The 26,625-nt window shown below is 68.9% G+C and carries 27 protein-coding genes; 12 read left to right on the top strand and 15 right to left on the bottom strand.

Annotation, left to right across the window (positions count from 1 at the left end):
- The first annotated feature begins 22 nt into the window (after positions 1 to 22).
- The 5 genes from AD72_RS07375 (at position 23) to AD72_RS07355 (ending at position 5,386) form a co-directional block, all read left to right on the top strand.
- A complete protein-coding gene (locus tag AD72_RS07375) occupies positions 23 to 940 on the top strand; it encodes a GlxA family transcriptional regulator (protein WP_197284897.1) in 918 nt (305 codons plus the stop codon).
- A 238-nt stretch (positions 941 to 1,178) separates the two neighbouring features.
- On the top strand, positions 1,179 to 3,035 hold the full coding sequence (gene dnaK / locus AD72_RS07370; RefSeq protein WP_031465656.1) for a molecular chaperone DnaK: 1,857 nt from the start codon (positions 1,179 to 1,181) through the stop codon (positions 3,033 to 3,035).
- 2 nt (positions 3,036 to 3,037) lie between these two features.
- Complete coding sequence (gene grpE, locus AD72_RS07365) at positions 3,038 to 3,718, top strand: nucleotide exchange factor GrpE (protein ID WP_031465655.1); 681 nt, start codon at positions 3,038 to 3,040, stop codon at positions 3,716 to 3,718.
- 28 nt (positions 3,719 to 3,746) lie between these two features.
- Positions 3,747 to 4,937, top strand: a complete 1,191-nt coding sequence (dnaJ, locus tag AD72_RS07360; protein ID WP_031465654.1) for a molecular chaperone DnaJ — start codon at positions 3,747 to 3,749, stop codon at positions 4,935 to 4,937.
- The gene (locus AD72_RS07355; RefSeq protein WP_051898149.1) at positions 4,937 to 5,386 is read left to right on the top strand and encodes a heat shock protein transcriptional repressor HspR; all 450 of its coding nucleotides are present in this window, start codon (positions 4,937 to 4,939) and stop codon (positions 5,384 to 5,386) included. Before dnaJ ends, AD72_RS07355 begins: the two co-directional genes overlap by 1 nt.
- Before the next feature lie 22 nt (positions 5,387 to 5,408).
- Here the strand turns inward: AD72_RS07355 and AD72_RS07350 are convergent, their stop codons facing one another.
- The 5 genes from AD72_RS07350 to AD72_RS07330 are packed head-to-tail and all read right to left on the bottom strand — an operon-like array spanning position 5,409 to position 9,811.
- A complete protein-coding gene (locus AD72_RS07350) occupies positions 5,409 to 6,179 on the bottom strand; it encodes an amino acid ABC transporter ATP-binding protein (protein WP_031465652.1) in 771 nt (256 codons plus the stop codon).
- On the bottom strand, positions 6,176 to 7,108 hold the full coding sequence (locus tag AD72_RS07345) for an amino acid ABC transporter permease (RefSeq protein ID WP_031465651.1): 933 nt from the start codon (positions 7,106 to 7,108) through the stop codon (positions 6,176 to 6,178). Before AD72_RS07345 ends, AD72_RS07350 begins: the two co-directional genes overlap by 4 nt.
- Positions 7,105 to 8,034, bottom strand: a complete 930-nt coding sequence (locus AD72_RS07340) for an ABC transporter substrate-binding protein (RefSeq protein WP_031465650.1) — start codon at positions 8,032 to 8,034, stop codon at positions 7,105 to 7,107. Before AD72_RS07340 ends, AD72_RS07345 begins: the two co-directional genes overlap by 4 nt.
- Positions 8,031 to 8,840 (bottom strand): nitrilase-related carbon-nitrogen hydrolase, encoded by an 810-nt coding sequence (locus tag AD72_RS07335; protein ID WP_031465649.1) that lies wholly within the window; start codon positions 8,838 to 8,840, stop codon positions 8,031 to 8,033. The genes AD72_RS07340 and AD72_RS07335 overlap by 4 nt, the downstream gene beginning before the upstream one ends.
- Positions 8,837 to 9,811 carry a substrate-binding domain-containing protein gene (locus tag AD72_RS07330; protein WP_037345090.1) on the bottom strand — a complete coding sequence of 325 codons (975 nt, stop codon included), beginning with the start codon at positions 9,809 to 9,811 and terminating at the stop codon, positions 8,837 to 8,839. Before AD72_RS07330 ends, AD72_RS07335 begins: the two co-directional genes overlap by 4 nt.
- Before the next feature lie 118 nt (positions 9,812 to 9,929).
- On the opposite strand from AD72_RS07330, the gene AD72_RS07325 reads away from it, so the two are divergent.
- A complete protein-coding gene (locus AD72_RS07325) occupies positions 9,930 to 11,282 on the top strand; it encodes an aminotransferase-like domain-containing protein (protein WP_031465647.1) in 1,353 nt (450 codons plus the stop codon).
- Here AD72_RS07325 and AD72_RS07320 read toward each other — a convergent pair.
- Positions 11,279 to 12,154: an SDR family oxidoreductase gene (locus AD72_RS07320; protein WP_031465646.1), complete on the bottom strand. Its 876-nt coding sequence runs from the start codon at positions 12,152 to 12,154 to the stop codon at positions 11,279 to 11,281. The two genes, AD72_RS07325 and AD72_RS07320, sit on opposite strands and share 4 nt — an antisense overlap.
- A gap of 144 nt (positions 12,155 to 12,298) precedes the next feature.
- Between AD72_RS07320 and AD72_RS07315 the strand changes: the two genes are divergently transcribed.
- Positions 12,299 to 13,696, top strand: coding sequence for an aldehyde dehydrogenase family protein (locus tag AD72_RS07315; protein WP_031465645.1), 1,398 nt, complete (start codon positions 12,299 to 12,301; stop codon positions 13,694 to 13,696).
- Here AD72_RS07315 and AD72_RS07310 read toward each other — a convergent pair.
- Genes AD72_RS07310 through AD72_RS07300 form a run of 3 tightly spaced genes read right to left on the bottom strand, consistent with a single transcriptional unit; the run spans position 13,686 to position 16,409 of the window.
- Entirely contained in the window at positions 13,686 to 14,912 is a 1,227-nt protein-coding gene (locus tag AD72_RS07310; protein WP_037345089.1) for an NAD(P)/FAD-dependent oxidoreductase, read from the bottom strand. The genes AD72_RS07315 and AD72_RS07310 overlap by 11 nt on opposite strands.
- 3 nt (positions 14,913 to 14,915) lie before the next feature.
- Complete coding sequence (locus AD72_RS07305; RefSeq protein ID WP_031465643.1) at positions 14,916 to 15,233, bottom strand: 2Fe-2S iron-sulfur cluster-binding protein; 318 nt, start codon at positions 15,231 to 15,233, stop codon at positions 14,916 to 14,918.
- A 6-nt stretch (positions 15,234 to 15,239) separates the two neighbouring features.
- The gene (locus AD72_RS07300; RefSeq protein WP_031465642.1) at positions 15,240 to 16,409 is read right to left on the bottom strand and encodes a cytochrome P450; all 1,170 of its coding nucleotides are present in this window, start codon (positions 16,407 to 16,409) and stop codon (positions 15,240 to 15,242) included.
- Positions 16,410 to 16,505: 96 nt separating this feature from the next.
- Here AD72_RS07300 and AD72_RS07295 point away from each other — a divergent pair, with 96 nt between their 5' ends.
- Together AD72_RS07295 and AD72_RS07290 are read left to right on the top strand one after the other, a co-directional pair.
- Complete coding sequence (locus tag AD72_RS07295; RefSeq protein ID WP_031465641.1) at positions 16,506 to 17,399, top strand: LysR substrate-binding domain-containing protein; 894 nt, start codon at positions 16,506 to 16,508, stop codon at positions 17,397 to 17,399.
- Positions 17,400 to 17,454: 55 nt separating this feature from the next.
- Complete coding sequence (locus tag AD72_RS07290; RefSeq protein ID WP_031465640.1) at positions 17,455 to 18,441, top strand: AraC-like ligand-binding domain-containing protein; 987 nt, start codon at positions 17,455 to 17,457, stop codon at positions 18,439 to 18,441.
- On the opposite strand, the gene AD72_RS07285 is transcribed toward AD72_RS07290, so the two are convergent.
- Together AD72_RS07285 and AD72_RS07280 are read right to left on the bottom strand one after the other, a co-directional pair.
- The gene (locus AD72_RS07285; protein ID WP_031465639.1) at positions 18,420 to 18,722 is read right to left on the bottom strand and encodes an EthD family reductase; all 303 of its coding nucleotides are present in this window, start codon (positions 18,720 to 18,722) and stop codon (positions 18,420 to 18,422) included. The genes AD72_RS07290 and AD72_RS07285 overlap by 22 nt on opposite strands.
- Positions 18,722 to 19,978: a styrene monooxygenase/indole monooxygenase family protein gene (locus AD72_RS07280; RefSeq protein WP_031465638.1), complete on the bottom strand. Its 1,257-nt coding sequence runs from the start codon at positions 19,976 to 19,978 to the stop codon at positions 18,722 to 18,724. The genes AD72_RS07285 and AD72_RS07280 overlap by 1 nt, the downstream gene beginning before the upstream one ends.
- A 264-nt stretch (positions 19,979 to 20,242) precedes the next feature.
- Between AD72_RS07280 and AD72_RS07275 the strand changes: the two genes are divergently transcribed.
- Positions 20,243 to 20,761 carry a flavin reductase family protein gene (locus tag AD72_RS07275; protein WP_031465637.1) on the top strand — a complete coding sequence of 173 codons (519 nt, stop codon included), beginning with the start codon at positions 20,243 to 20,245 and terminating at the stop codon, positions 20,759 to 20,761.
- Here the strand turns inward: AD72_RS07275 and AD72_RS07270 are convergent.
- The 4 genes from AD72_RS07270 to AD72_RS07255 form a co-directional block, all read right to left on the bottom strand.
- The gene (locus AD72_RS07270) at positions 20,756 to 22,192 is read right to left on the bottom strand and encodes an aldehyde dehydrogenase (protein WP_031465636.1); all 1,437 of its coding nucleotides are present in this window, start codon (positions 22,190 to 22,192) and stop codon (positions 20,756 to 20,758) included. The two genes, AD72_RS07275 and AD72_RS07270, sit on opposite strands and share 6 nt — an antisense overlap.
- Positions 22,189 to 23,307, bottom strand: coding sequence for an Rv3169 family protein (locus AD72_RS07265; protein WP_031465635.1), 1,119 nt, complete (start codon positions 23,305 to 23,307; stop codon positions 22,189 to 22,191). Before AD72_RS07265 ends, AD72_RS07270 begins: the two co-directional genes overlap by 4 nt.
- An 18-nt stretch (positions 23,308 to 23,325) precedes the next feature.
- Entirely contained in the window at positions 23,326 to 24,486 is a 1,161-nt protein-coding gene (locus AD72_RS07260; RefSeq protein WP_031465634.1) for a phosphotransferase family protein, read from the bottom strand.
- A gap of 137 nt (positions 24,487 to 24,623) precedes the next feature.
- Complete coding sequence (locus AD72_RS07255; protein WP_031465633.1) at positions 24,624 to 25,304, bottom strand: GntR family transcriptional regulator; 681 nt, start codon at positions 25,302 to 25,304, stop codon at positions 24,624 to 24,626.
- 71 nt (positions 25,305 to 25,375) lie between these two features.
- On the opposite strand from AD72_RS07255, the gene AD72_RS07250 reads away from it, so the two are divergent.
- Entirely contained in the window at positions 25,376 to 25,798 is a 423-nt protein-coding gene (locus AD72_RS07250) for a VOC family protein (protein WP_031465632.1), read from the top strand.
- Positions 25,795 to 26,592, top strand: a complete 798-nt coding sequence (locus tag AD72_RS07245) for an SDR family NAD(P)-dependent oxidoreductase (RefSeq protein ID WP_051898147.1) — start codon at positions 25,795 to 25,797, stop codon at positions 26,590 to 26,592. The genes AD72_RS07250 and AD72_RS07245 overlap by 4 nt, the downstream gene beginning before the upstream one ends.
- Positions 26,593 to 26,625 lie beyond the last annotated feature (33 nt).

The following is a 26,625-nucleotide window of genomic DNA, read 5'->3' as shown; positions in this document are numbered from 1 at the left end:
GCCATGGGTGAAGGGAGCCGCAGTGCCCGAACTCCGCGTGGCGATCCTGGCGGTGCCCCGGACCATCCCGCTCGACTTCAGCATCCCCGCGCACATTCTGGGCGGCTGTCCCGGCTACGAGGTCATCGTGTGCGCCGACGGCGGGTCCGCTCCCGAACCGGGTGTCGTGCCCACACATCCGCTCTCCGAGGCCGCGCGGGCGGACATCGTCGTGGTGCCGGGATACGAGGATCCGGAGAAGCCCCTCCCCGAGGAGTACCTCGAGGTGCTCCGCACCGGTGCCCGCCGGGACGCGCGCGTGGTCGCGATCTGCACCGGCGCGTTCGCCCTGGCCGCCAGCGGTGTGCTCGACGGGAGGAAGGCGACGGCGCACTGGCGGTACCTGGACCGGCTCCGCGAGCTGTACCCGATGGTCGAAGTGCTGGAGAACCGTCTGTTCGTGGTGGACGGGAACGTCCTCACCTCCGCGGGCGCGGGTGCGGGCATCGACGTGTGCCTGCACCTGATCGCCTCGGATTTCGGTGCGGCGGCCGCGCACGAGGCCGGGCGGGAGGTCATCGCCTCGCCGGTGCGTGACGGCACCGGTCCGCAGTACGTGGATGTGCTCACCCCGCCCCGCTCGGACCTCTCCGCGACCAGGGCCTGGGCGATGGCGCACCTCGGCGAACCGATCAGCGTCGAGAGCCTGGCCCGGCAGGCCAATCTGCCGCGCCGGACGTTCATCCGGCACTTCGAGCGCGAGACCGGGTTCTCGCCCATGCGCTGGGTCGGTATGCAGCGGATCCTGAGCGCGCGGCGGCTGCTGGCGACATCCGACTGGACGGTCGAGCGGATCGCCTCGGCCACCGGATTCGGTACGGCGGCGAACTTCCGGACGACCTTCCGCCGCGAGGTCGGCAGTACACCCAGCGCGTACCGCAGAGCACACCTGACGCGCTGAAGCCGTCGTGAGTGGTTGTGTTGGTTAGAACCAACACAACCACTCACAAGCACGCCCGGGAACACCGCGAGCTGGTCGTTCGTTGGACCTAGCAGAAAGATTGAGCCGTCCAGACTCAAGGTTGCTTGACGAACGATTCGCAACAAGGCAGACTTGAGTTAGGTCCACTCACGTGGCGTAGGAGCCGCGCGTGCAGCAGCGGCCGACACCAGAGCAGAACAAGCTAGGAGGTAGTCCCATGGCGCGAGCGGTCGGTATCGACCTCGGCACGACCAACTCGGTCGTCTCCGTCCTCGAGGGCGGTGAGCCGACGGTCATCGCCAACTCCGAGGGTGCCCGTACCACCCCGTCGATCGTCGCCTTCGCCAAGAACGGCGAGGTGCTCACCGGGCAGTCCGCGAAGAACCAGGCGGTCACCAACGTGGACCGGACCATCCGTTCGGTCAAGCGGCACATGGGCACCGACTGGCACACCGACGAGTTCGACGGCAAGAAGTACACCTCGCAGGAGATCTCGGCGCGCGTGCTGATGAAGCTCAAGCGGGACGCGGAGTCCTACCTCGGCGAGGATGTCGCGGACGCGGTGATCACCGTCCCCGCCTACTTCGAGGACGCGCAGCGTCAGGCCACCAAGGAAGCCGGGCAGATCGCCGGGCTGAACGTGCTGCGGATCGTGAACGAGCCGACCGCCGCAGCGCTGGCCTACGGCCTGGAGAAGGGCGAGAAGGAACAGACCATCCTGGTCTTCGACCTCGGTGGCGGCACCTTCGACGTCTCCCTGCTCGAAGTGGGCGACGGCGTCGTCGAGGTCCGCGCGACCTCCGGGGACAACCACCTCGGCGGGGACGACTGGGACCAGCGCATCGTCGACTGGCTGGTGGACCGGTTCAAGAGCGCCAACGGCATGGACCTCACCAAGGACAAGATGGCGCTGCAGCGCATCCGGGAGGCCGCGGAGAAGGCGAAGATTGAACTCTCCAGCTCCTCCAGCGCCAGCATCAACCTGCCCTACATCACCGTGGACGGCGACAAGAACCCGCTGTTCCTGGACGAGACGCTGTCCCGCGCGGAGTTCCAGCGGATCACCTCGGACCTGCTGGACCGCACCAAGACCCCGTTCAACAACGTGGTCCGGGACGCGGGCATCAAGATCGGCGACATCGACCACATCGTGCTCGTCGGTGGTTCCACCCGGATGCCCGCGGTCGCGGACCTGGTCAAGGAGCTCGCCGGCAAGGAGCCGAACAAGGGCGTCAACCCGGACGAGGTCGTCGCGGTCGGTGCCGCGCTGCAGGCCGGTGTGCTCAAGGGTGAGGTCAAGGACGTCCTGCTGCTGGACGTGACCCCGCTTTCCCTCGGCATCGAGACCAAGGGTGGCGTGATGACCAAGCTCATCGAGCGCAACACCACGATCCCGACCAAGAAGTCCGAGATCTTCTCCACCGCGGACGACAACCAGACCACGGTCGGTATCCAGGTCTTCCAGGGTGAGCGCGAGATCGCCGCCTACAACAAGAAGCTGGGCACCTTCGACCTGACCGGGATCCCGCCCGCACCGCGTGGCGTGCCGCAGATCGAGGTCAGCTTCGACATCGACGCCAACGGCATCGTGCACGTGAACGCCAAGGACATGGCCACGGGCAAGGAACAGGGCATGCAGATCACCGGTGGCTCCGCCCTCGGGCAGGAGGACATCGACCGCATGGTCAAGGACGCCGAGGCGCACGCGGAGGAGGACAAGCAGCGCCGCGAGGAGGCCGAGGTCCGCAACCAGGCCGAGACGCTGGTCTACCAGACCGAGAAGTTCGTCAAGGACAACGACGAGAAGGTCCCGGACGAGGTCAAGACCAAGGTCAACGCCGCGATCGACGAAGCCAAGGAAGCCCTCAAGGGCGAGGACATCGAGCGCATCAAGGCCAGCGTGGAGAAGCTCGCCCAGGAGTCCCAGGCCATCGGCCAGTCGATGTACGCGGACTCGGGTGCCGAGGCCGCCGGTGGTGCCGAGGGCGCCGCATCCGGAGCCGAGGCCAAGGACGCCGGTGCCGAGGATGTCGTCGACGCCGAGATCGTCGATGAGGACGAGAAGAAGAAGTAACGATGGCGTCCGAGAACCAGCAGAACGAGGACGGCACGGGACCGGAGGAGCCGCGCGTGGTGGTCCGGGATCGGCGCAAGGTCGATCCCGAGACCGGCGAGGCGCGGGCCGCCGAGGAAGCGACCGAAGCGGCCGAGACGGACGAAGCAGCCATCGAGGTGGAGATGCCGGAAGCCGCTGAGGCCGGTGCCGCGCCGCAGTCGGACACCGCCAAGCAGCTCGAGGAGCGCACCGCGGACCTGCAGCGCCTGCAGGCCGAGTACGCCAACTACCGGCGAAGGGTGGAACGTGACCGCGAGGTCTCGGCGGTGAACGCCAAGGCCGGACTGGTCGCCGAACTGCTCACCGTGGTGGACGACATCGAGCGGGCCGCCCAGCACGGCGACCTCACCGGTGCCTTCAAGTCCGTCGCGGACAAGCTCACCGGAGTGCTGCAGCAGGCGGGCCTGGAATCGTTCGGTACCGAGAACGAGCCGTTCGACCCGAACGTGCACGAGGCCGTGCAGCACAACACCTCCGCCGAGGTGGAGGGGCCGACCGTGACCGCGGTGCTGCGCCGCGGGTACAGGATCGGCGAGAAGGTGGTGCGCAACGCCATGGTCGCGGTGACCGACTACGAGGCGCCCGCGGGCGAGGAACCCGCCGGTTCCGAGGAGTTCGCGGCACCCGAACAGCAGCAATGAACGCGGTAGCGGAAGGAGGGACACCACGATGACCGCACGGGACTGGATCGACAAGGATTTCTACGCCGAGCTCGGTGTTTCCTCCTCCGCCTCCGCGGACGAGATCAAGAAGTCGTACCGCAAACTCGCGCGGGAGAACCATCCCGACGCGAATCCCGGCAACGCCAAGGCCGAGCAGAAGTTCAAGGCCGTCTCCGAGGCGTACGGGGTGCTCTCCGATCCGGAGAAGCGCAAGCAGTACGACGAGGCGCGTTCGATGTTCGGTTCCGGCGGCCGGTTCTCCGGCGGCGGTTTCCCGAACATGGGCGGCCAGCAGGGGCCGGGCGGGTTCGACATCAGCGACCTGTTCGGCAACATGCAGACCGGGACCGGCCAGGCAGGCGGCGGACTCGGGGACATCCTCGGCGGGCTGTTCGGCCGCGGGCGCTCGGGCGCGAGCGCGAGTGCCGCCCGGCCGCGGCGCGGCGAGGATGTGGAGACCGAGATCCGTATCGACTTCACCGAGTCGATCAAGGGCGCGACCGTACCGCTGCGGCTCTCCGCCCCGGCCACCTGCGACACCTGTCACGGCAACGGCGCGAAACCGGGCACGAACGCGCACCAGTGCGCCACCTGCCACGGTTCCGGGCTGGTTTCCTCCAGTCAGGGCGCGTTCGCGTTCTCCGAACCCTGCCGCGACTGCCGGGGAACGGGGCGGATCATCGAGACCCCGTGCCCGGAATGCGGCGGCAGCGGGGTGTCCACGAAGACGCGCACCCTGACCGTGCGGATCCCGCCCGGTGTCGAGGACCTGCAGCGGATCCGGCTCGCCGGGCAGGGCGAGCCGGGCGCCAACAAGGGACCGAGCGGTGACCTGTTCGTCGTCGTGCACGTCTCCCCGCACAAGGTGTTCGGGCGCTCCGGCAACGATCTGACGATCACCGTCCCGGTCACCTATCCGGAGCTGGTGTTCGGCACCACGCTGACCGTGCCCACCCTGGACGGCAAGGTCAGCATGAAGGTGCCGTCGGGCACCGCCTCCGGGCGCACCCTGCGTGCCAGGGGCAAGGGCGTGGCCAAACGGGACGGTCAGACCGGTGACCTGCTCGTCACCCTGAAGGTGGCGGTCCCGGCTACCATCGATGCGAAGGCGCGCAAGGCTCTCGAGTCCTACGCCGAAGCCATCGGTGAGGACAACCCGCGCGCCGAACTGGACGCGATGCTGGACGGGGCTGACTGATGAACGCCGAGTTCGACCCGAGAATGGCACCCCCGGACGCCGATGCGCCGGTGTACGTCATCTCGGTCGCGGCGCAGCTTTCCGGACTGCATGCGCAGACCCTGCGCTCCTACGACCGGCTGGGCCTTGTTTCGCCCGGCCGGTCGAGCGGGGGCGGGCGGCGCTATTCCGTGCGGGACATCGCCCTGCTGCGCGAGGTGCAGCGGCTCTCCCAGGAACAGGGCGTCAATCTCGCGGGCATCAAGCGGATCATCGAGCTGGAGAACCAGGTCGATGCGCTGCGTGCCAAGATCACCGAGCTCACCGAGGAACTCGCCGCGACCCAGGCGGCGGCTTCCCAGGCGGCCGCGGCGATCCACCGTTCCTACCGCAACGAGATCGTGCCGGTGCGCGAGCAGAACACCTCGCTCGTGGTGTGGAATCCGCGCCGTCGTCCGCCGCGGCGCTGAGACCTGCCGCGGACGCTGGACCTCACCGGACCTGGTTGAGGAACGCCTTGGTGCGTTCCGCGCGCGGATTGTCCAGTACCTCGGCGGGCGGTCCCTGTTCGACGATCACCCCGCCGTCCATGAACACCACCCGGTCGGCGACCTCCCGCGCGAACCCGATCTCGTGCGTCACCACGACCATGGTCAGCCCGTCCTCGGCGAGTTTCTTCATGGTCTGCAACACTTCCCCGACCAGTTCCGGGTCGAGCGCGCTCGTCGGCTCGTCGAACAGCATCAGTTTCGGCCGCATGGCAAGGGCCCGCGCGATCGCGACCCGCTGCTGCTGACCGCCGGAGAGCTGCTTCGGGTAGGCGTCCGCCTTCTCCGCGAGCCCGACCCGGTCGAGCAGTTCCCTGGCGTGCCGCAGCGCATCGGACTTGGCCGCACCGGCGACCCCGACCGGTGCCTCGATGATGTTGCCGAGCACGGTCAGATGCGGGAACAGGTTGAACTGCTGGAAAACCATGCCGATGTGGCGGCGTTGCGCGGTGATCCGGGACGGGCGCAGATGATGCACCGTCCTGCCGTGCACCCGGTGGCCGATGAGCTCACCGGCCACGTGGATCGAGCCGCCGTCGATGCTCTCCAGATGGTTGACACAGCGCAGAAACGTGGACTTGCCCGAACCCGAGGGGCCGAGAACGACGACCACCTCACCGGGAGCCACGTCGAGATCGATACCGCGCAGCACCTCGAGCGGGCCGAAGGATTTGCGCACCTGGTTCGCGTGCACCATGGGCGTGGTCATGGTCATTCGCTCCTCACCGGCTTGCGGCGGCGCAGCAGGGCGAACGCCAGGAATCCCTGCGGTGCCGCACGTGTGCTGCCCTTGGCGTAGTGCCGTTCGATGAACGACTGCCCGACATACAGCACCGAGGTGATGACCAGGTACCAGATGCAGGCCACCAGCAGCAGCGGAATGGTCTGGAAGGTGCGGTTGTACACCGACTGCACGGTGTAGAGCAGATCCGCGAGCGCGATCACGCTCACCAGCGAGGTCGCCTTGGCCATGTTGATCACCTGGCTGCCGGTCGGTGGCACGATGAACCGCATCGCCTGGGGCAGCACGATCCGGCGCAGGGTGCGTCCCCGCCCCATGCCGAGCGCGGCGGCCGCTTCCTGCTGCCCGCCGTCCACCGCGATCAGCCCGCCGCGCACGATCTCGGCCATGTAGGCGATCTCGTTCAGCCCGAGCCCGAGGATCGCCGCGGTCATCGGGGTGATCACGGAGTTCGTCTCGAAGTTCGCGAAGGCGGGGCCGAACGGGATACCGATCGAGAGCCGCGGCATCAGGGCGGACATGTTGTACCAGAACACCAGCTGCACCAGCAGCGGTGTACCGCGGAAGAACCAGACATAGCCCGAGCACACCGCGCGCAGCAAGGGATTCTCGGAGAGCCGGCCGATCGCCACGAGCACCCCGCCGAGGATGCCGATGAGCATCGCGATCACGGTGAGCTCGAGGGTCATCAGCAGACCCTGCCCGATGATCTCCGCGTTCAGGTAGCTCGCGACCACACCCCATTCGAAATTCTCGTTGGTCACCAGCATGTGCACGAGCTGGGCGAGCAGCACGAGCAGCACGAGGCTGGCCACCCAGCGCCAGGGATGGCGGACCTTGCGCGCGCCCGCGACGTCGACTTCGGTGCTCTCGATCGGTGGCGAATCGTGCAGCATCGTCATGATTCCCTCGCCAGATTGATCCCGGCCCGTTCGAGGCCGTTGTGCGAAACCTTCCACGCGGAAAGGATTTTTCCGTAGGTACCGTTGCGGACGAGCTCGTTGATCGCCGCGGTCAGCACATCGCGCAGCGGGCCGTTTTTCGGTACCACCGCGCCCTGGTACAGGGTGTCGAAGCCGTTCGGTTTCCCGACTCCGGCCAGTTGCAGGTCTTTGCCCGCCATGTTCACGAAGTAGGTCAGCGGGGCCTGGGAGGAGAAGAACCCGTCCGCGCGATCGGCCTGCACGGCGAGCACCGCGCTCGGCTGATCCTTGTAGGACTGGATGTTCGGGGCCGGTTTCCCCGTGGCCGCGCACTTGTGCACCTGCTCGCGCAGCACATCCTCGGCCGAGCCGCCGGACATCACGGCGATGCGCAGCCCGCAGGTGTCCGCGATCGAGCCGATGTGCTTCGGATTTCCCTTGCGTACCGCGAAAACCACGTACTCCTTGACCCAGTCCACGAAGTCGTTCTGCTTCTGCCGCTTGGGGAAATCCCCGGTCGGGCCGAGTGTGAGGTCGTAGCGGCCCGCCTTGATCCCGGTCAGCTGGCTGGGCAGGCCGTCAACGGTGACGTTCTCGATCCGGATCCCCAGCAGCTGCCCGAGCGCGGTCGCCAGATCGGCCGAGACCCCGCGCAGGGCCCGGCCGTCCGAACCGGCGATCGTGTAGGGCGGGAAGGATCCGTTGTTCACCGCGATGAGCGAGCCGCGCGCCTTGATCTTCGCGGGCAACCGGTCGTGCAGCCGCTGATCGGTCTGCTGGCGCAGCACCGAGGCCGCGGTTCCGGTGGAACCGTGCAGGAAACCCTCCACCTCGGGCGGATTGGCCCCGCAGGCGCTGACCGCGGTCAGCGCGGCGACCAGGACGAGCAGCAGACCCCGTTTCATGGCGCCGCGAGTTCCCGCACCGTCGGGTCGACCCGGAACCGCCGGTTCGCCAGCACCGGCAGGTTTTCCCGTGCCGTGGCAAGCAGTTCCGGATCCAGTTCGGCGAGCAGCAGCCCCGGCCGGGAGCCGAGCCTGGCCACCGCGGTGCCGAGCGGATCCACCACGAGGCTCGACCCGATGTTGCGCCGCCCGCATTCCCCGGCGCCGACCAGATAACAGGTGTTGTCCAGTGCCCGCGCGGTCACCATGACCTCCCAGTGCCATTCCTTGAGCGGGCCGCGCACCCATGCGGTCGGGCAGGCGATCGCCTGGGCGCCCGCGTCCACGAGCAGCCGGGCCAGTTCCGGGAACCGCACGTCGTAACAGGTCATCAGGCCGATCTTCCAGCCCGCGCAGTCGATGACCACCGGTGCACCGGAACCCGGTGCCACCCGGTCGGATTCCCGCGCCCCGAACGCGTCGTAGAGGTGCAGCTTGCGATAGGTGGCCAGCACCTCGCCGCCGCGGATCGCGACCAGCGTGTTGTACACCTTGCCGTCGATGCCGGGCTCGTGCATGCCGAAGACCGTTGTCATATCCGGGGATTCCGCGGATTCCGCGCGCAGCGCGGTGACGTACGGTCCGTCCACCGGCTGGGCCGCGTCCCGGATCCTGCCCGGTTCCTCGATGAACAGCGCCATCGAATCCTCGGGCAGCACGAGCAGATCGGCCCCGGCCGCGCTCGCCTCGCGCAGATAACCCCGCGCCTTCCCGGCATTGGCTCGCCAGTCCTCCTCGACCGCGAACTGTCCGATCGCGACTCTCATGATGCTCCGTTCGTCAGCTGTACGAAATCGGTGAACAGGGCCTCGGCATCGACCGGATCGGGCGCGATGCCCTGCCCGTTCAGTTCGGCGCAGAAGGCCTCGATCATCGCCTTGTTCTCGGTGAGCCCATAGGGCATCCAGTCCTCGCCGAACAGCAGCGCATCGTGGCGCAGCTGGTCGAGCAACCAGGGTGTGGTGTCGGCGAGCAGTCGCCGCCTGCTCCACCAGTGATGCTTCGCCGCGTCGAAGGCCGCCGCAACCGCGTCGAGTACATCGGGAAACCCTTGCACCGCAGCACGTTTGACCGTCAGCAGGTGGATACCGGGAACGAAACCGTTGCGCAGGAAGTATTCCTCCTCGGCGCCCGGATAGCCGCGGTACAGGTGCCGGAACCGGGAGTCCGGGCCGAACATCTCCTCCGGCATGAACGGGGTGAAGATGGCGTCGAACCGGCCATCGGCCAGGCCCGCGGTCAGCGAGTCGCCCTCGCCGAGTACATCCACGTTGTGCGGCAAGGAAAACGGGCCGACCCGGTCCTTTCCGGTCTCGCCCGCGGACAGCGGCCCGATCGTCCAGCGGATCGAATCGAGCGGCACCCCGGCCTCGCGCAACAGGGCGCGGGTCCAGGTGTTGCCGGAATCGACCCAGCCGGTCAGCCCGATGCGGGTACCGGCGAGCTGCGCGGCCGAGGTGAGTCCGGAATCCGCGCGCACCAGCACGCAACGCTGCCGGAATCCGCGCATCACGAAGACCGGGAGCCCGATCAGCCGGTCGTCCCCGCCCGCATGGGCGAGCGCATAACGGCTGAACGAGGTCTCTCCGCCGTCGATGTCCGGCTCATCGAGCACATTCGGGGTGACCGCACGCAAATCGAGATCGAGCTCGATTCCCTTTGCCCGCACCGCACCGGTGACCAGTGGCATCACGTGATCCCAGTCCCGGAGCGCGAGACGCAGACGGGTTTTCGCCAAGACCGGACTCCTCAATTCCACAGCAGTGAATGGTCAGGGAGCTTATGTACGGGTCATAATCCGCGCAATAGATCTTTTGTTACCGTACAAAACAATTCCGTCCGGAGAGGGAAAAAGAATGCCCACGGTGACCGCGGCATGGCTCGCCGCACACATCAGCAATGCCAGCGCGCGCGGAATCGCGGCCGCGGTCGCCGATCTGGTGCGCCAGGGCGATATCGAGCCCGGCGCGAAACTGGCCCCGGTGCGCGCCGTCGCCACCGAGCTCGACGTCAGCCCGACCACGGTCGCCGAGGCCTGGGCGATCCTGCGCCGCCATCAGGTGCTGCGTACCCAGGGGCGCAACGGCACCGTGGTCACCGGTCCACCCTCGGTGCCGCATCCGGTCCGCTATGAACGCATCGGGCACTTCGCCGGGCAGTTGCGCACCGATCTCTCCCTGGCCGCTCCCGATCCCGCGCTGCTGCCCGAACTCGGTGCCGCGCTGGAGGGCGCGCTCGGTGATCCCCGGTTCAACGCCTATCAGCGCGAACTGGTCACCCCCGCGCTCGACCGGGCCGCCCGCGCGCACTGGCCGTTCGAACCGCAGGCGCTGATGGCGGTCGGCGGTGGCTATGAGGGAATCCTGCTCGCCTGCCAGACCCAGGTGATCGCGGGCGATCGCGTCGTAGTGGAGGAACCGACCGCGGCCCGGCTGCTGGATGTGCTCGATCTGGTCGGCGCCGAGGTACTGCCGGTCGGCTGCGATGAATCGGGCCCGCTCCCGGACGAGCTCGCCGAGGCCATGCGCCGCAAACCGGCGGCTTTCCTCTATCAGCCACGCTCGCTCTCGGCGTGCGGGCACGTGGTCACCGCGGCGCGGCGGGCCGAACTGGCCGAGATCCTCGAACCGGGCGGCACCGCGATCATCGAGGACGACGGCCTCGGCCCGCTCGCCGCCGCACCCCCGCACAGCCTCGGCGCGCTGCTGCCCGAGCGGACCGTGCTCATCAGTTCCTACTCCAAATCCCACGGCCCCGATCTGCGCATGGGCCTCGCCGGTGGGTCGAGCGAGCTCATCGACAAGATGCGGGTACTGCGCAGTTTCGGCACCGGCTGGACCAGCCGCATCCTGCAGGGTGCGCTCGCCGCGCTGCTCGAGGACCCCGCCGACGCGCGGCGGCTGACCGAAGCACGGGAGCGCTACGCCGAACGCAGCGCCGCGCTCCTGCGCGCCCTCGCCGAGCGGAACGTGCCCGCACAGGGCGCCGAGGGGTTCGTCGTCTGGATGCGGGTGCACGAGGAAACCGACGCACTCGTCACCCTTGCCGCGCATGGGATCGCCGCCAGTCCCGGTTCGCGCTACTACAGCGGATCCCCGCAGCAGCCCTGTATCCGGATCGGGTGCGCGCGCCTCGATCCGGAAAGCGCGGAGTTCACCGAACTGGCCGACCTGCTCGCCCTCGCCGCGCGCGGGGCGGGCTCCGGCTAGCGCAGGTGCGCGTAATTGTCCGGATTGCGCTCCAGATAGGTGGCCAGATCCTGGGGCGCGCGGCCGGTCAGTTTCGCCACCGCCTCGCTGACCACGTGCATCTCCCCGGTCGCGATCGCCTCATAGGAGCTCACCCAGCCGTCGAGTTCCCAGTCGGCCGCACCGTAGGAAGCGCGCGAGGCATAGGCCTCCTCGCGGGTTTCCGGCACGTACTCGATGGTGCGCCCGGTGAACCGGCTCAGGATCGCCGCGGCCTCGGGGAAATCGATCGCGGCCGGGCCGGTCAGGTCATAGGTGTGGCCATCGTGCACCTCCCCGTCGAGCAGCACCCGCGCCGCCGACTCGGCGATGTCCTCGTGCGCGATCGCGGCGACCTTCCCGTCCCCGCCGGGGCCCCGGATCACCCCGTCCTCCCCGGTCATCCCCGCAAACATGGCCAGGTAGAAACTGTCCCGCAGGAAGGTGAAGCGCAGCCCGCTCGCGCGGATGTACTGCTCGGTGTGCCAGTGATCGCGCGCGAAGGTGAACGTGGCATCCGGTGCCGCGGCGAGGAAGGACAGGTACACCAACCGTTCCACGCCCGCCTCGGCGGCGGCGTCCACCGCGGCCTTGTGCTCCTCGACGCGGTTCGCGCTCTCGTGCGCCGAGACCAGGAACGCCGTGCGCGCCCCCGTGAACGCCGCCCGCATCGCCGCCTTGTCCGCGAAGCTCGCCGGTTCCGTCCGCACCGCGCCCGCCAGCTCCGGTAACCGATCCGGCGACCGGCCGATCAGCCGCTGCCGCGCGCCCGCATCGGAGAGCCGCGCGGAAAGCAACCGCCCCACCGTTCCGCTCGCCCCGGTCACCGCGATGGTCTGCTCCGAACTGCTCATGCGCCCCACAGTAACCGGGAGCGGGCCGCCGCGCCCGGTACCCGGAAACGGTGCGTGCACAGCCCATTCACACGCGCTCAGGGACAAGGCGTTTCCGGGCCCTCGCGGCGAGAATCGGGACCAGTCCACCGAGGGAGCGAACAGATGTCGAGCTACGAAGGCTTGCTGGCCGCGGTCGTCGCGAAGCAGGGCGGCCGTCCGAGTACCGATCCGGCCACCGGGGAGATCGTGGGTCACGCACCCGAGCACACACCCGAGGACCTGGACCGGGCCGTGCGCAGCGCCCGTGCCGCCCAGCCGGGCTGGGCCGCGCTCGGGCACCGGGAACGCGCTCGGCTGCTCGAAGCGGCGGCCGATGCGGTGGACGCCTCCGCCGAGGCGCTCGCCGAACTCATCACCCTGGAGCAGGGCAAACCGCTCAGCGGACCGGGCAGCCGGTTCGAGGCGGGCGCGGTCTCCGGCTGGTTGCGCGCCACCGCGGCCATCCCGCTCGGCACCGAGCCGATCGAGGCGAGCGGGGCCACCATCGACTACCAGCCGGTCGGCCTCGTCGGGGCGATCGGGCCGTGGAACTGGCCGGCGATGATCGCGACCTGGCAGTTCGCGCCCGCGCTGCGGATGGGCAACGCGGTGGTCATGAAACCCTCGGAGCACACCCCGCTCTCGGTGCTCGCGGTGGCCGAGCTCGTGAACCGGGTGCTGCCCGAGGGGGTGTTCACCGTGCTGTCCGGGGGCCGTGAGCTCGGTGCCGCGCTGACCGGGAACCCGGCCTTCGGCAAGCTCATGTTCACCGGCTCCACCCGCACCGGAAAAGCCATCGTGGCGGCGAGCGCGGGCCATCTGCCCCGGCTCACCCTGGAACTGGGCGGCAATGATCCCGGCATCGTGTTGCCCGATGTGGATCCGGAGGCGATCGCGGAGGACCTGTTCTGGGGCGCGTTCCTCAACACCGGCCAGACCTGCGCCTGCCTGAAACGGCTGTACGTGCACGAGGATGTGTACGAGGCCGTTGTCGGCGCGCTGGCGAACGTCGCGGATAAGGCGTCGATGGGGCCGGGCATCGAGGAACACAACACCCTCGGCCCGCTGACCACCCGGGAACAGTTCCGCATCGTGGATCGGCTGGTCGAGCAGGCCAAGGCCTCCGGGGCCCGCGTGGTGACCGGTGCCGAGCCGGACCGGGACGCCCCCGGCAACTTCTACCCGGCCACGCTGATCGCCGATATCGACCCAGAGCAGCCGCTGGTGCTCGAGGAACAGTTCGGCCCGGCCCTGCCGATCGTGCGCTACACCGATCTGGACGAGGCGATCGGCATGGCGAACGCGCTGGACACCGGGCTCGGCGCCTCGGTGTGGTCCGCGGATCCCGGCCGGGCCAGGGAGATCGCCACCCGCATCCAGGCCGGAACGGTGTGGGTGAACCAGCACGGCACGGTCGACCCGATGATCCCGTTCGGCGGGGTGAAAGGCTCCGGCTACGGGCTGGAGTTCGGCGTCGAGGGGCTCAAGGCGGTCGCGGTGCCGAGGGTGATCAATGGCTGATTCCCCCGGCGGCCAAGGCTTTGAGGGTGAAACCGGGGCGGTGCACCTGCTCCGGGGACACCGGTGTCCCCGCGGCGAGCAGTTTGCGCGCCGCCAGGTGTTCCGCCGGGGAGCCGAGGCTCTCCACGCTGACCAGCCGGTCCCGCGCGAACCCGAGCAGGCTGCCCTTTCCGGTGCCCGGATCGCCGAGCGGCACGGTCCGCGCCCCGGGCACCGGCAGCCCGGCGATCTGGAGTTTCCAGCCGCACTGCACGGTCCAGAACCACGGCACCGCGGTGTACGGTTGCGCGTTCCCGGTGATCGTCCGCGCCACGCACCTTGCCTGATCGGTGGCGTTCTGCACCGCCTCCAAGCGGATCCGGCCGCCGGTGCGCGGGCACGGGAACGCCGCGCAGTCGCCGATCGCGTACACCCGTTCGTCCGCGGTGCGCAGCAGCTCGTCCACCACGACCCCGTCGGCAACCGGCAGCCCGGCGGCCTGCGCGAGCTCCACCGCGGGGTCGACCCCGATGCCGAGCACCACCAGATCGGCAGGGTGCCGCTGCCCGTTCGTGTCCAGCACGGCGGTGACCCGGCCACCGGTGCCCTCGAAGGCCGCCGGTTCGGTTCCGAAACACAACCGGGCACCGGCCGCCTCGTGCTCCCGGCGGAACCGCTCGGACATCGGCACGCTCAGCACCCGCTGCATCGGGCGCTCGGCACGATCGAGCACGGTGACCGGCAGCCCCCGTTCGGCGGCAGCCGAGGCGAACTCCATGCCGATGAACCCGGCGCCGAGCACGACCACCCGGGATGCGTGCTCCAGCGCGGCCCGCAACCGCCCCGCATCCGCGAGGGTGTGCAGGCGGTGCACCCCGGCCAGCCGCGCACCGGGGAGCCCGATCCGCCGCGCCCGCGCCCCCGTGGCCAGGATCAATGTCCGGTAACCGAGCACCGTCCCGTCCGCGAGGTGGACCGTGCGGTGCTCGGTTTCGATCGCCTCGACCGGCGAGCCGAACCGGGTCTCGATCCCCTGCTCGGCGTAGAAACCGTTCGCCCGCAAGGGAAGCGGTGCGGGATCGGTTCCCGGGCGCACCACATCCTTGGACAGCGGCGGTCGCTGGTACGGCGGGCACGCCGCGCCGTCCACCAGGGTCACCGATCCGGTATGGCCCGCCCGGCGCAGCGCGTCCGCTGCCTCGACCCCGGCATGTCCCGCGCCGATGATCAGCACCACGGCTCAGACCTGCGTTTCCGGTACGTGCACCGTCAGCTCGGTGAAGTGCTCCCCGCCGCGCAGCTGGCAGCCGAGTCGGGACTGCCCGGTCCGCTCGGCCGCGGTGCAGTCCAGCATCTCCTCCTCATCCTCGGAAACCGGTGGCAGACCGGCCTGATCCGGGACGTACACATGGCAGGTGGCGCACATGGCCTGCCCGCCGCATTCGCCGATGATCCCGGCGACCCCGCCCTCCAGCGCCGCCCGCATCACCGAGGTTCCCGCCGTGACTTCGATCTGCTGCCGCGAGCCGTCCGGGTTCCGGTACTCGATCCGTGCCATCACTGCTCACCACCGCACCGGGAGAGCGGTCATCCCGCGGAACACCCAGCCGGCGGCCCGCGCCGGCCGGTCCGGGTCCAGCCGCAGTCCGGGAAGCCGTTCGAACAGCCGGGGCAGCGCGATCTCGGCGACCTGGGTGCGGGCCAGCCACGCCCCGGCGCAGAAGTGCGCCCCGCCGCCGAAGGCCAGGTGCGGGGTTTTCGGCCGGAACACGTCGTACTCGTCCGGGCGCTCGAAGACCTCCTCGTCCCGGTTGGCGCTGAGCGCGAGCACACCGAGCTTCGCTCCCGAGGGCAACCGGGTGCCGCCGAGTTCGACCTCGCGGGTGGTCTGCCTCGGGTACATCCCGATCGGCGCGGCCCAGCGCACGCTCTCCTCGAAGGCCTCCCGCCACAGCCCCTGTTCGCGCACCGCGGCGAGCTGTCCGGGCCGCTCCAGCAGCGCCCATACGGTCGTGCTCAGCGCATCCCGCGGTTCGTTGATGCCGCCGCCGATGGTCATCTTCAGGTTGGCCCGGGTGTCCTCGATGCGCACCTCCGGCGATCCCGCGTTGACGAGGTGCGAGATCAGCGATTCATCGCCGGTACGCCGGAATTCGGTGATCAGCTCATCGAGCGCGGCATCCACCTCCTCGTAGGAACGCCTTGCCAGCGCCCAGATCCGCGCATCATCGGCGTAGTTCCCGGTGCCGTCGATCATGGTCTGGCTCCAGCGCAGCAGATCCGTGTGGTCGGCGTTCCGGAAACCGAGCACGGCCCGCAGATTCTCCGCCGCGTACGGCGCGGCGAAATCCCGTACCAGGCAGGCGCCCGGCCCCTTGGCGGTGAACTCGGCGAAGAACCGCTCGAAGTTCTCGGCGAACCGGTGGCTCCAGATCTGCTTGACCGCCTTGGGTTTCAGCACGTTCCCGTAGGAGCGGCGCTGCACGGCGTGCTCCGGATCGTCCATGCGGAGCATCGAGTGGCCCATCGCCCGTTTCATCAGCGATCCGGTCTCGTTCGCGGAGAACGTGTCCGGATCGTCGTCGACGGTGCGCACATCGCGGTAGCGGGTGACGAAATAGCGTCCCGCGGCGGGAACATAACTCACCGGGTGCTCCCTGCGCAGCCTGGCACAGACCGGAAACGGATCCCTGCTGAGCTCTTCGAGAGTGATCTCGGCCGACGTCGTCGTCATCGCAGCCTCCCTGGTGTCGATGCGAACCAGTCCAGCAGCGCGGAAACCACGTGTAAAACGGGTAATATCGTGCTGAATCCACGATGGAGCCGAGGAATGCCGGACTTCACCCTGCGCCAGCTGGAATGCTTCGTTGCCGTTGCCGAGCACGCCACCATCGCGCACGCCGCCGAGGCGCTGCACGCCTCCGCGTCCGCGGTGAGCGCCGCGCTCGAGGAACTGGAGAAGCACCTCGGGGAGCAGCTGCTGGTGCGGCGCAGGGCACACGGGATCACGCTGACCACCGCGGGCCGGGCGCTGCTGCCCCGGGCCCGCGCCGTACTCTCCGCGGCCCGCGATCTCACCCCGTCCGCGGACGGCAGGCTCACCGGGCGGCTCACCCTCGGCTGCTACCGAACGCTGGCCGCCTCGCTGCTTCCCCGGCTGATCGAGGGGTTCACCAGGGAACACCCGCTGGTCGGGCTGGACTTCATCGAGGGCTCCGGGGAGGAGCTGCTGCGCGCCATCGAGGAGGGCCGCGCCGACGCCGGGATCCTCTACGACCGGGATATCCACGAGGAACTGGAAACCCTGCCATTGCAGAACTTGCGCGCGCACGTGCTGCTCGCCGCGGACCATCGCCTCGCCGGGGCCGAACGGATCTCGCTGCGCGAACTCGCCGGGGAACCGTTCATCCAGTTCGACGTGCAGCCCGCGTGGCAGAACACGCTCGCCCTGATGGCTGAGGCCGGGGTCCGCCCTGCGGTGCGGTACGTGACCGCCAACTACGAACTGGCCCGGTCCCTGGTCAGCCGGGGGCTCGGGTACAGCGTGCTGGTGAACCGCCCGGCGACCGACATCAGCCACGAGGGCCGCAGGGTGGTGGTCAAGGAGATCGATCCGGTACCGGAACCGACGACGGTCGTACTGGCCACCCGCAGGGATCGCGCGCCGACCGCAGTCCTGCGCGCGTTCCTGGACTGGGCCCCGGAGGAACTGCGCGGGGCTTAGCATGCGTAGGAGCCACTGGAAAGCGATACTCGACGGGGAGATCGAAGGAGGACCGATGGCCGCTCCGAATTCCGCGACCGCACTGCCCCCGGTCGCGTTCGCCACCGAATCGGTGCTCGCCTGGCAGCGGGTGGTGTCCTCCTCGTTCGTGCCGCTGGTGGCCGACGATCTCAGCGACGGGCATTTCGCGGGCACCATCCGAGGCAGGGTGATCGACGGGGTGTTCTTCTCCCGGTTGCGTGTGACCCCGCACGAGGTGCACCGCACTCCGGCACTGATCGAGGCGTCCGAGCGGCTGTTCTACAAGATCACGCTGATGGTCGAGGGAACAGGCGAGCTCGTCCAGGATCATCGGAGCGCGCTGATGTTGCCGGGCAGCATCAGCGTGTACGACACCGCGCGGCCCTATGCTCTGCGGTTCGCCGATCCGATGGACGCGGTGGTGATCATGTTCCCGAGGGACCTGATCGACCCGAGCCCGGACCACGTCCGCGCGATCACGGCGATTTCGCTCGGTCCCGAAGAAAGCCTGACCCGCCTTGTCACCCCGCTGCTGACCGAGATCTCCACCGACTTCGCCTCGCTGGAGGGCCCCACGGCCACGCGCGTCGTGCGCACCACCGTGGAGCTGATCTCCGCGCTGCTGAGTACCGCGGCGCTGGCCAGGACAGCGGAAAGTGACCGCGAGCACCTGTCGCTGATGCTGCGGATCCGGGAGTTCATCCTGGCCAATCTCGGGGACAGCGAACTCAACCCGGACGCCGTCGCCGGTGCGGTGTACATCTCGACGAGGCACCTGCACGATCTGTTCCACCAGCAGGGAACCACGGTTTCCGCGTGGATAAGGGAACAGCGGATCGAGGCGATCCGCGGCGAGCTCGGCAATCCGATGTACACCCACCGGGCGATCGCCGAGATCGCCGCTTCCTGGGGCTATCCGGATGCCTCGCACTTCTCTCGCACGTTCCGCCAGCAGGTCGGGATGTCCCCGAGCGCGTTCCGCCGGGCGGCCACGCGGGATCAGCGTTCGGCGACCGGATAGTCCAGCACCACCGCCCCGCCGGATGCGTAGCGCGGGACATCCGCGCGCACGGCCCGGCCCTGCGGGGAATCCATTGCCGCGGCGAAGGTCTCGGCGTCCGGGAAGTCCGCCTCGAAGACGGCGAAGTACGGGCTTTCCGGGGCGCCGCGCACCCGCGTGCTGTAGCGCCAGTCGAGCATCCCGGGCAGCTGCGCGGCCAGCGGCAGATGGGTCCGCTCGTAGTAGGCGGTGAACGCCTCCGGGTCGACCGGATGCGGATAGAGCACGACCAGTTTGTGCATCAGCCCGCCGTTCCGGTGGGATCGCCGCCGATGGCGCGGTGCCTGGCGATCGCCGCATCCACCCGCTCCGGCGTGGCGACCATATCGCCGTTGCGGTGCGGATGGCTGAAGTTCTCGGTGAACTCATCACAGAGCGTGCGCAACCCGGCCATTTCGCCGAGCAACCGCTGAACCTGTGGCGGGGTGGGGGTGGCGATCATCGTGTTCACCCAGGTGCTCAGCCCGTCGACGCGTTCCCTGCGGCGCAGCGCCACCTTCATGGCGAACCGCTCGTCCACCACGCCGTCCTCGATGATGGCGTCCGCGGCGACCTGTGCCTCGAAGGAGGCGGAATTGGCGCCCTGCCCGGTGACCGGATCCACGGTGGCGTGCGCATCGCCGAGCGCGAGCACCACGGTGCCGTCCTCGAGCAGCCGGTAATCCTCGCGTACCACCGGGCGCACCGCTCCCTGCAGCATGTCACCGGGGCGCATCAGGGCGAACCTGGACTGGTCGATCCGCTCGAACACGGTCGGATGGTGCGCCTTGAGTTTGTCCAGCAACAGCCTGCGGTAGGCCTCCGGATCATCGGATTCCTTCTGTGTCATCAGGATTTCCAGATCGCCGCCGGGAACGTTCTCGCACAGCAGCGCGCTGGCCCAGCCGTCGAGGGTGGTGATCGGCAGGTCCAGCAGTTCACCGTGGCCCGGCGAGATGCTCAGCGTCACCGAACGCGGATCGGTCTGCTCGACCCCGTCCCAGAAACCGACGGCCAGATGCCGCTGCGGTTTCGGGTACGGGGACATGTCCGGGCGTTCGCCGAAGTACTCGCCGAAGGAACGCTTCCCCGCGGCCACCACGATCAGATCGTGCCGCTTGGCCAGCCGCTCGAAGTCGGCGGGTTCCACGGCCCGTTGTTCGATGGCACCGCCCCGGTTCTCGTACTCGGCCATCAGCCGCGGCAGGTAGATCCGGTAGTCGAGCACCCGCGAGGGGCGCAGGAAATCCCCGCGATACAGCGGCGGGCCGTCCGGGATGTTGAGGTAGTGGAAGTGCGTCTGGTAGCCGTATTCCGTCGCGGGCCAGAAATCCACCCCCATCGCCTGCTCCCGGGCGATGGTCGGGGCGTGGTGCGAAACGCTGTTCTGCGGCCGCCCCGAAGCCAGCTGCTCCGCGGTCTGGTTGGTGTAGATCCGGGTCGGTATCCCGGCCTGCTGGAGCAGCAGCGCGAGGTGCAGCCCCGCGGTTCCCGCCCCGATGATCCCGATGTCTGGCATCTGCGTCTCCTCGTTGAGCCTGCGATACCGACATCCTGACCCGGACGGCGCGCCACCGGTAGCGGTAACGGCCGCCATGCTCTCTGACGCAGAACCGGTGCGCTGACTGTCAACTCCGGCGGGGGCCGTGCGGTGCGATTGTTCCGCCACCGCATTGCTCTGTGCAGCGGCTGCACGGCGCCGCGGCGCCGTTGTGAGCGGCGGGACCGCGCCCTAACGTCGATTCCGACGCAGCCACGACGACCTGCCGCAGGAGCCGATCCGATGACCGCATCGTCTGCACGACTCTCCCCCACAACCCCGCCGGCGCGGTTTCGCGACAGCCTCGGCCGGTTCGCCACCGGGGTCGCCGTGGTCACCTTCGCGCACGGTGAGGACGGCGCGCGGCACGGGCTCACGGTGAACTCGTTCACCTCGGTCTCGATGGAACCACCGCTGATCCTGGTCTCCATCCAGCGCACGGTCCGGGCACACGCACTGCTTGCCGGGCGCGCGTTCACGGTCAACGTGCTCGGCGCCGAGCAGCGCGACCTCGCCATGCATTTCGCCGGAAAACCGAACCTCGAACCGGAATGGGCGGACGGCGGCCACGCGCCCCGGCTCGCCGAGGCCGCCTCCTGGTTCGAGTGCACGCCGTGGACGCACTACGACGGCGGCGACCACACCCTTTTCCTCGGCAGGGTCGAGCGGTTCGACCACCGGCCCGGTGCCTGCCTCGGTTTCGTGGACGGCCGTTTCGTCACCATCCCCGAACCGGCCGCCCGTTCCGGGCTCGGCTCATGAGCCGGGCGGCATGAGGATGGACTTGGATTCGCAGAACGCGGCGAGCCCTTCCGGCCCGCCCTCCCTGCCGATCCCGGACTGTTTGTAGCCGCCGAACGGTGCGCAGGAATCGAAGGCGTACCAGTTGATGCCGTAGGTTCCGGTGCGTACGGCGCGGGCGATGTCCACCCCGTGCTCGACATCGCTTGTCCACACGGATCCGGCGAGGCCGTAATCGGAATCGTTGGCGATGGCGACCGCCTCGGCTTCGGTTTCGTAGTCGAGCACGGTGAGCACCGGGCCGAAGATCTCCTCCCTGGCGATCCGCATGGCGTTGTCCGCCTCGTCGAACACGGCGGGTTCGAGGTACCAGCCGGGACGTTCGGGCCGGTTCCCGCCGGTGACCAGCCGTGCCCCATCGGCGCGACCGGCGGCGAGGTAGGACTCGACGCGTTCGCGCTGTCGTTCGGAGATCAGCGGGCCGAGCTGGGTCGCCGGATCCTCCGGGTCCCCGATCGCCATGGCGTTCGCGGCCGCGGCGAGTGCCTCGACGAGTTCGGCGCGGCGGGACCGGGGTGCGAGGATCCGGCTCTGCGCGACGCAGGCCTGCCCGGAGTTCATCAGCCCGGAGAACGCGATCATCGGGGCGATCGACGGGATGTCGGCGTCCTCGAGCACGATCGCGGCCGATTTCCCGCCGAGTTCGAGGCTGACCCTGGCCATCCGGTCCGCGCAGCCACGCGCGATTTCCTTGCCGACAGCCGTGGATCCGGTGAAGCTGACCTTGTCCACCCCGGGATGCGCGGCGAGGTACGCGCTGGCCTCGGTGGCGGCGGGCAGTACGGAGAGCACGCCTTCGGGCAGCCCCGCCTCGGTGCACAGTGCGCCGAGGGCGAGCGCGTCGAGCGGGGTTTCCGGGGCGGGCTTCAGGATCACCGGGCAGCCGGCGAGCAGTGCCGGGGCGAGTTTGTTGATCGCGAGGAACAGCGGCACGTTCCATGCGGTGATCGCCGCGACCACGCCGACCGGTTCGCGGCGCACCAGGGTGCGGCCGAACCGTCCGGTGCGTTCGGTCTCCCAGTCGAATTCCCCGGCCACACCGCTGTAGTACTCGAGCACCGAATCCGAGGGCAGGTGCTGCATCGTGTTCACCACACCGTGCGGTGCACCGGTTTCCGCGGAGATCAGCGCGGTGAATTCGGCGGCCCGTTCGGTGAGCAACCTGCGCAGCTCGGCGAGCACCGCGGCGCGCTTTTCGGGCGCGGTTTTCGGCCAGGGCCCGGTTTCCAGGGCTTCCCTGGCGACCGTGACCGCCCGGTCCACATCGGCCTTGCTCGCCGCCGGGCACGAGCCGGACGGTTCCAGGGTCGCCGGTGAGGTGACGTGCAGCCGTTCGCCGTTCGCCGGGGTTTCCCAGCGGCCACCGATGATCAGTTTCTCGTATTCAGTCATTGCGCCGCCATATCGTCGAATCCGTTGAATCCATAGCGTTCGTTTGGGCCGATGATGCCGAGTTCGAACATCCCGGTTCCGGTTTCCTCGGTTCCCGGTCCGCGCAGCTGGAACCGGGCGAGCATGTCGGCAGGGCACAGCGCCCTGGTCACCACGTCGATCTCGCGGACGCTGCGCCGCAAGCCCTGCACCGCGAGCTCGCCCTGCCACATTCCGTGCCGCCAGTCGGGTTCCAGTCCGTAGCCGGTACCGACGCCGATGTAATTGGCGAGCAAGGGAGTGCAGACCACGGTGAGCTCGGGACCCGATGGGCGGTGGAACACCAGCTTCGCCTCGGTGATGTCCCGGCTGCCCGGGGCGAAGGTCAGCTGGTGCTCGGGACGGCCGAGCCAGACCGGTTCGCTGCCGTCGGCGGGAATGCGCGTCGCGTCCTCGACGGTGCGCCGTCCCTCGCTGTCTTCCTGGATGATGGTCACGATCGCGAACTCGGCGAACCGCATCACCGTGTAGATCCAGAAGAACCCGCCGTGCGGGGTGTCCGCGCGCCGCCCGGGCGGTTCGGCCTCGCCGACCGGGCGCACTCCCCAGGAACGGTCCCGGTTTCCGGACCACTGTCCGGGTTCGACGCGGTATTCGGTGCCCTGGACCTGGAGGTCCCCGCGCCAGTTCCCGGTCTGCGCGAACCGCTGGGTGTCGATGACCACGCGCTCGAGTTGCCGCTGGAACTGCCGGGATTCCAGGTGTGCCGGGAGATCCGCCTCGAAGGTGAGGTCGAATGCGAGATCGTGCTCGCCGGGTTCGAGCACGACGCGCAGCGTGCGCAGGCCTTCCCGGACCTCGATCCGGAACGGTCCGACCGAGGTGTCCATGCGGTCGGCGCCGAGCGCTTTCGAGGCCCGGACCACGATGTGCTCGTCCCCGTGCCGCACCACCGCGAAGGCGTCGGTGACCCCGAGGTTCGGGTACTGCCCGTGCCCGAGGATCAGAAAGGGATCCTCGGCGCCGCGATGGCAGTTGAAGTAGTAACGGTCATAGAAATTGCGATCGGATGTACCGACACGTCTTGCCACTTCGGCGATCTGGTGCAGTGGATAATCGTCGAGCGGGGAGAGCATCACACCAGCCTTTCCTCGTTATCCGAGCCAATAACTTCCCTCGAGCATCCTTTCGAGCGCGGGCCGGTTCATCAGCAGATCATCGGGATCGCGTGGAACCTCGGCCTGGCCGAAGTGGATGGCCCGGTGCTGGATCCGCAGCATGATGAGTGCGTTCCGCAGCGCCGCGTAGCACAGGTAGAACTCGAGATCCCGCGGTTCGCGCCCGGTCGTTTCCCGGTACCGTGCGCAGACCCGGTCGATGGTGAACAGGTCGGGAAGGCCGGGCAGCCCCGCTGCCGTGGCGATGTCCTCGAACCAGCGGTGGAAGAAAATCAGCCAGCCCAGATCCAGTTCCGGTGGCGCGAGTGCGGTCATTTCCCAGTCGAGTACCGCCACCGGACGGAAATCGCGGTACATGACGTTCCCGATGCGGGCGTCACCCCAGCACAGCACCGGATCACTCGGCTGTCCGGGCCAGGTCCGGTCGAGGTGGTCGAACAGGCGGCCGATGATCGGCGCGTCCGGGCCGCGTTCGGCGATCCAGCGGTGATAGGCGCGCTGCCCGTCGATGTGCGCGGCGAGCAGTGAATTTCCCGGCGCGTCAAGGGTTTCGCCGCTCTGCCCCGGTCCGCTCAGGCTCGATTCATTCAGGAATCCGAACCGGCCGAGCGGATCCCGGATACCGTGCAGTGCGGCGAGAATGTCCACGGTGTTGGCAGCCAGGTTCGCCTGTTGTTCCGCGCTCGCCGCGGTCACCCAGGACTCGAAGTTGTACGGCATCACATCGGGTGGCACCGCACCGTACGCGCGGCGCATCACGAAGAACGGCGCGCCGAGTACTCCCGGATCCTCCTCGAGCCACAGCACTTCGGGAACCGGCACCTCGGAATGGGCGCGCACCAGCCGCATCGTGTGGAACTGCTCGCCCATCGCGTACCGGGGGAAGACGGGCACGGCATCCTCGACCGGGGCCACCCGCGCGACCAGTTCGGCGGGTTCCCGGTCCACTCCCCAGCGCGCGGTGAACAGCACCGTTTCGCTCGACATACCAGCTGATGTCGGAATGTCGACATCTTCGATGACCGGGTGCGCGTCCGGCGGAAGCTGCGCCGCGAGCCAGGTGGTCAGGGAACCGGTGAGTTCGCCGACGTCCGGCCGGGAAGAGGAAGGTCGGGCGAGCTCCGTATGTTCGGACATCAGGACACCACCACCCGGTCACCGAAGTTTATGAAACAGGTTCGCACCGTGGCCAATGAACCTGCCTGCCGATGTGACTTGTTTTGTAGAACAAGTTCTATCACCAAGGTGGCTGGCGTGGAACCCCTGAACGGTGGTCAGGCCGGTGGGCCGGCCGCGAGCTGGGCGGTGAGCAGCCGGCAGGCGGACTGGACGTGTTCCTCGGCGAAGCGGTTCAGATCCTTGGTGTTCCTGGCGCGCAGCAGGCCGACGAGTTCGCGGTGTTCGCCCGCGATGATGCCCCGGTAGTGCTCATAACCGAGCCGCGCGCGGGTGAGCTGGAAGAGCTGGACCTGCGCGCGGATGCCGTGCCACGCCGTGCTGAGCCTGCTGTTGCCCGCGATGCGGTAGAGGGTGTCGTGGAATTCGATGTCCAGGGCGGAGAGCGTGGCGGCGTCCGCTTCCTCGGCGACCGCGTTCGCCATCCGGTCAACGACGTCGTCGAGCTCGTCGAGATCCTTCGGGCTCGCCTCGGTGGCGACGGTGAGTGCGGCGAGCCGTTCGAGCGCGCCGCGGACCGCGTAGACCTCCTCGACATCGGTGACGGTCACCTCGATGACCGTGGTGCCCCGATGCCAGCCGCTGCGCACCAGGCCCTCGCGGATGAGCAGGCCCAGCCCTTCGCGTACGGCTCCCCTGCTCACCTCGAGCGCCGCGGCCAGCTCCACCTCGCGAAGCGCGGAACCGGGCTCGAATCGTCCTTCGAGGATGGCGCCGCGCACCTGCTCGGCCACCTCATCGGCGAGACCACGGCGTCGCGCCTTGGCTATCTGGCTCATGTCCTAATGTTGACATTCGAACATGCGGACATGCAAGCTGGCCGGGTATCCGATCGCGAAGGAGTCCGCCCATGACCCGCCCTGGTTTCCACCTCGCCATTCCGGTCGACGATCTGGACCGAGCCCGCGAGTTCTACGGTTCGGTGCTCGGGCTCGAGCAGGGGCGATCCGCGGACGCCTGGGTGGACTGGAACTTCTACGAGCACCAGCTGGTGACCCATCGGGTGGCTGGGACCGGTGCCGCCCCCGCGGGACACAACCCGGTCGACGGCCACGAAGTGCCCGTTCCGCATTTCGGGCTGCTGCTCAGCATTCCGGACTTCCACACCCTCGCCGACCGGTTGCGCGCCGCGGGCACCGAGTTCGTGATCGAGCCGTACCTGCGCTTCGCGGGTGAACCGGGCGAACAGTGGACGATGTTCCTGCGCGATCCGGCGGGGAACGCGCTGGAGTTCAAGGCGTTCAAGGACGAATCGCAGGTCTTCGCGGTATGAGTGACACGAACGGCATGAGCGAGGCGAGCGGCACGGACCGCGGGGTGCTCGTCACCGGCGCCTCGCGGGGCATCGGCCGGGCCGTCGCCGAGGCGTTCGCCCGCAACGGTGACCGGGTCGCCGTGCACTACGGCAGCAGGCGAGCGGACGCCGAACAGACCAGGGACGCGCTCGCAGGCAGCGGGCACACCCTTGTCGGCGGGGAACTCGGTGACCCGGAATCGGCCGAGCGGATCGCGCGTGAGGCGGAAAGCGCGCTCGGCGGCATCGATGTGCTGGTGAACAACGCGGGCATCATGCGCGCGCACCCGGTCGCGGACAGCACCTATGCGCAGTGGCGCACGGCATGGGAATCGACGCTCGGGGTGAACCTGTTCGCGGCGGCCAATCTCAGCTACCTGGTCGCGCGCGGACTCATCGAACGGGATGCGCCCGGCTGGATCGTCAACATCGGCTCGCGGGGCGCGTTCCGCGGTGAACCGGACAGCCCCGCGTACGGCGCGAGCAAGGCCGCGCTGCACGCGCTCGGTCAGTCGCTCGCGGTTTCCCTTGCGCCGCACCGGATCTCGGTCACCTCGGTGGCGCCGGGATTCGTGGCGACCGAAATGCTCGCCGACCGCTACGGCGGCGCGGACAGCGCGGGCACCGAACGGATCAAGGCGCAGAGCCCGTTCGGCAGGATCGCCGAACCCGCGGAGATCGCGGCTGCGGTCACCTACCTCGCCTCCCCGGAGGCGCGGTGGTCCTCCGGCGCGGTGCTCGACGTGAACGGCGCCTCGTATCTGCGTACCTAGCGTGCCCGCGCCGACCCCACCGGCACCGTGTCT

The sequence above is a fragment of the Sciscionella sediminilitoris genome (genome assembly GCF_000737195.2).
Taxonomy (GTDB): domain Bacteria; phylum Actinomycetota; class Actinomycetes; order Mycobacteriales; family Pseudonocardiaceae; genus Sciscionella; species Sciscionella sediminilitoris.
This window is presented reverse-complemented; position numbering and strand designations above follow the sequence as displayed.

What these genes read in the sequence shown, in the direction of transcription:
- dnaK (WP_031465656.1), top strand. Translation starts at nt 1,179, where the DNA reads ATGGCGCGAGCGGTCGGTATCGACCTCGGCACGACCAACTCGGTCGTC.
- grpE (WP_031465655.1), top strand. Translation starts at nt 3,038, where the DNA reads ATGGCGTCCGAGAACCAGCAGAACGAGGACGGCACGGGACCGGAGGAG.
- dnaJ (WP_031465654.1), top strand. Translation starts at nt 3,747, where the DNA reads ATGACCGCACGGGACTGGATCGACAAGGATTTCTACGCCGAGCTCGGT.
- AD72_RS07355 (WP_051898149.1), top strand. Translation starts at nt 4,937, where the DNA reads ATGAACGCCGAGTTCGACCCGAGAATGGCACCCCCGGACGCCGATGCG.
- AD72_RS07350 (WP_031465652.1), bottom strand. Translation starts at nt 6,179, where the DNA reads ATGACCATGACCACGCCCATGGTGCACGCGAACCAGGTGCGCAAATCC.
- AD72_RS07345 (WP_031465651.1), bottom strand. Translation starts at nt 7,108, where the DNA reads ATGACGATGCTGCACGATTCGCCACCGATCGAGAGCACCGAAGTCGAC.
- AD72_RS07340 (WP_031465650.1), bottom strand. Translation starts at nt 8,034, where the DNA reads ATGAAACGGGGTCTGCTGCTCGTCCTGGTCGCCGCGCTGACCGCGGTC.
- AD72_RS07335 (WP_031465649.1), bottom strand. Translation starts at nt 8,840, where the DNA reads ATGAGAGTCGCGATCGGACAGTTCGCGGTCGAGGAGGACTGGCGAGCC.
- AD72_RS07325 (WP_031465647.1), top strand. Translation starts at nt 9,930, where the DNA reads ATGCCCACGGTGACCGCGGCATGGCTCGCCGCACACATCAGCAATGCC.
- AD72_RS07320 (WP_031465646.1), bottom strand. Translation starts at nt 12,154, where the DNA reads ATGAGCAGTTCGGAGCAGACCATCGCGGTGACCGGGGCGAGCGGAACG.
- AD72_RS07315 (WP_031465645.1), top strand. Translation starts at nt 12,299, where the DNA reads ATGTCGAGCTACGAAGGCTTGCTGGCCGCGGTCGTCGCGAAGCAGGGC.
- AD72_RS07305 (WP_031465643.1), bottom strand. Translation starts at nt 15,233, where the DNA reads ATGGCACGGATCGAGTACCGGAACCCGGACGGCTCGCGGCAGCAGATC.
- AD72_RS07300 (WP_031465642.1), bottom strand. Translation starts at nt 16,409, where the DNA reads ATGACGACGACGTCGGCCGAGATCACTCTCGAAGAGCTCAGCAGGGAT.
- AD72_RS07295 (WP_031465641.1), top strand. Translation starts at nt 16,506, where the DNA reads ATGCCGGACTTCACCCTGCGCCAGCTGGAATGCTTCGTTGCCGTTGCC.
- AD72_RS07290 (WP_031465640.1), top strand. Translation starts at nt 17,455, where the DNA reads ATGGCCGCTCCGAATTCCGCGACCGCACTGCCCCCGGTCGCGTTCGCC.
- AD72_RS07285 (WP_031465639.1), bottom strand. Translation starts at nt 18,722, where the DNA reads ATGCACAAACTGGTCGTGCTCTATCCGCATCCGGTCGACCCGGAGGCG.
- AD72_RS07280 (WP_031465638.1), bottom strand. Translation starts at nt 19,978, where the DNA reads ATGCCAGACATCGGGATCATCGGGGCGGGAACCGCGGGGCTGCACCTC.
- AD72_RS07275 (WP_031465637.1), top strand. Translation starts at nt 20,243, where the DNA reads ATGACCGCATCGTCTGCACGACTCTCCCCCACAACCCCGCCGGCGCGG.
- AD72_RS07270 (WP_031465636.1), bottom strand. Translation starts at nt 22,192, where the DNA reads ATGACTGAATACGAGAAACTGATCATCGGTGGCCGCTGGGAAACCCCG.
- AD72_RS07265 (WP_031465635.1), bottom strand. Translation starts at nt 23,307, where the DNA reads ATGCTCTCCCCGCTCGACGATTATCCACTGCACCAGATCGCCGAAGTG.
- AD72_RS07260 (WP_031465634.1), bottom strand. Translation starts at nt 24,486, where the DNA reads ATGTCCGAACATACGGAGCTCGCCCGACCTTCCTCTTCCCGGCCGGAC.
- AD72_RS07255 (WP_031465633.1), bottom strand. Translation starts at nt 25,304, where the DNA reads ATGAGCCAGATAGCCAAGGCGCGACGCCGTGGTCTCGCCGATGAGGTG.
- AD72_RS07250 (WP_031465632.1), top strand. Translation starts at nt 25,376, where the DNA reads ATGACCCGCCCTGGTTTCCACCTCGCCATTCCGGTCGACGATCTGGAC.
- AD72_RS07245 (WP_051898147.1), top strand. Translation starts at nt 25,795, where the DNA reads ATGAGTGACACGAACGGCATGAGCGAGGCGAGCGGCACGGACCGCGGG.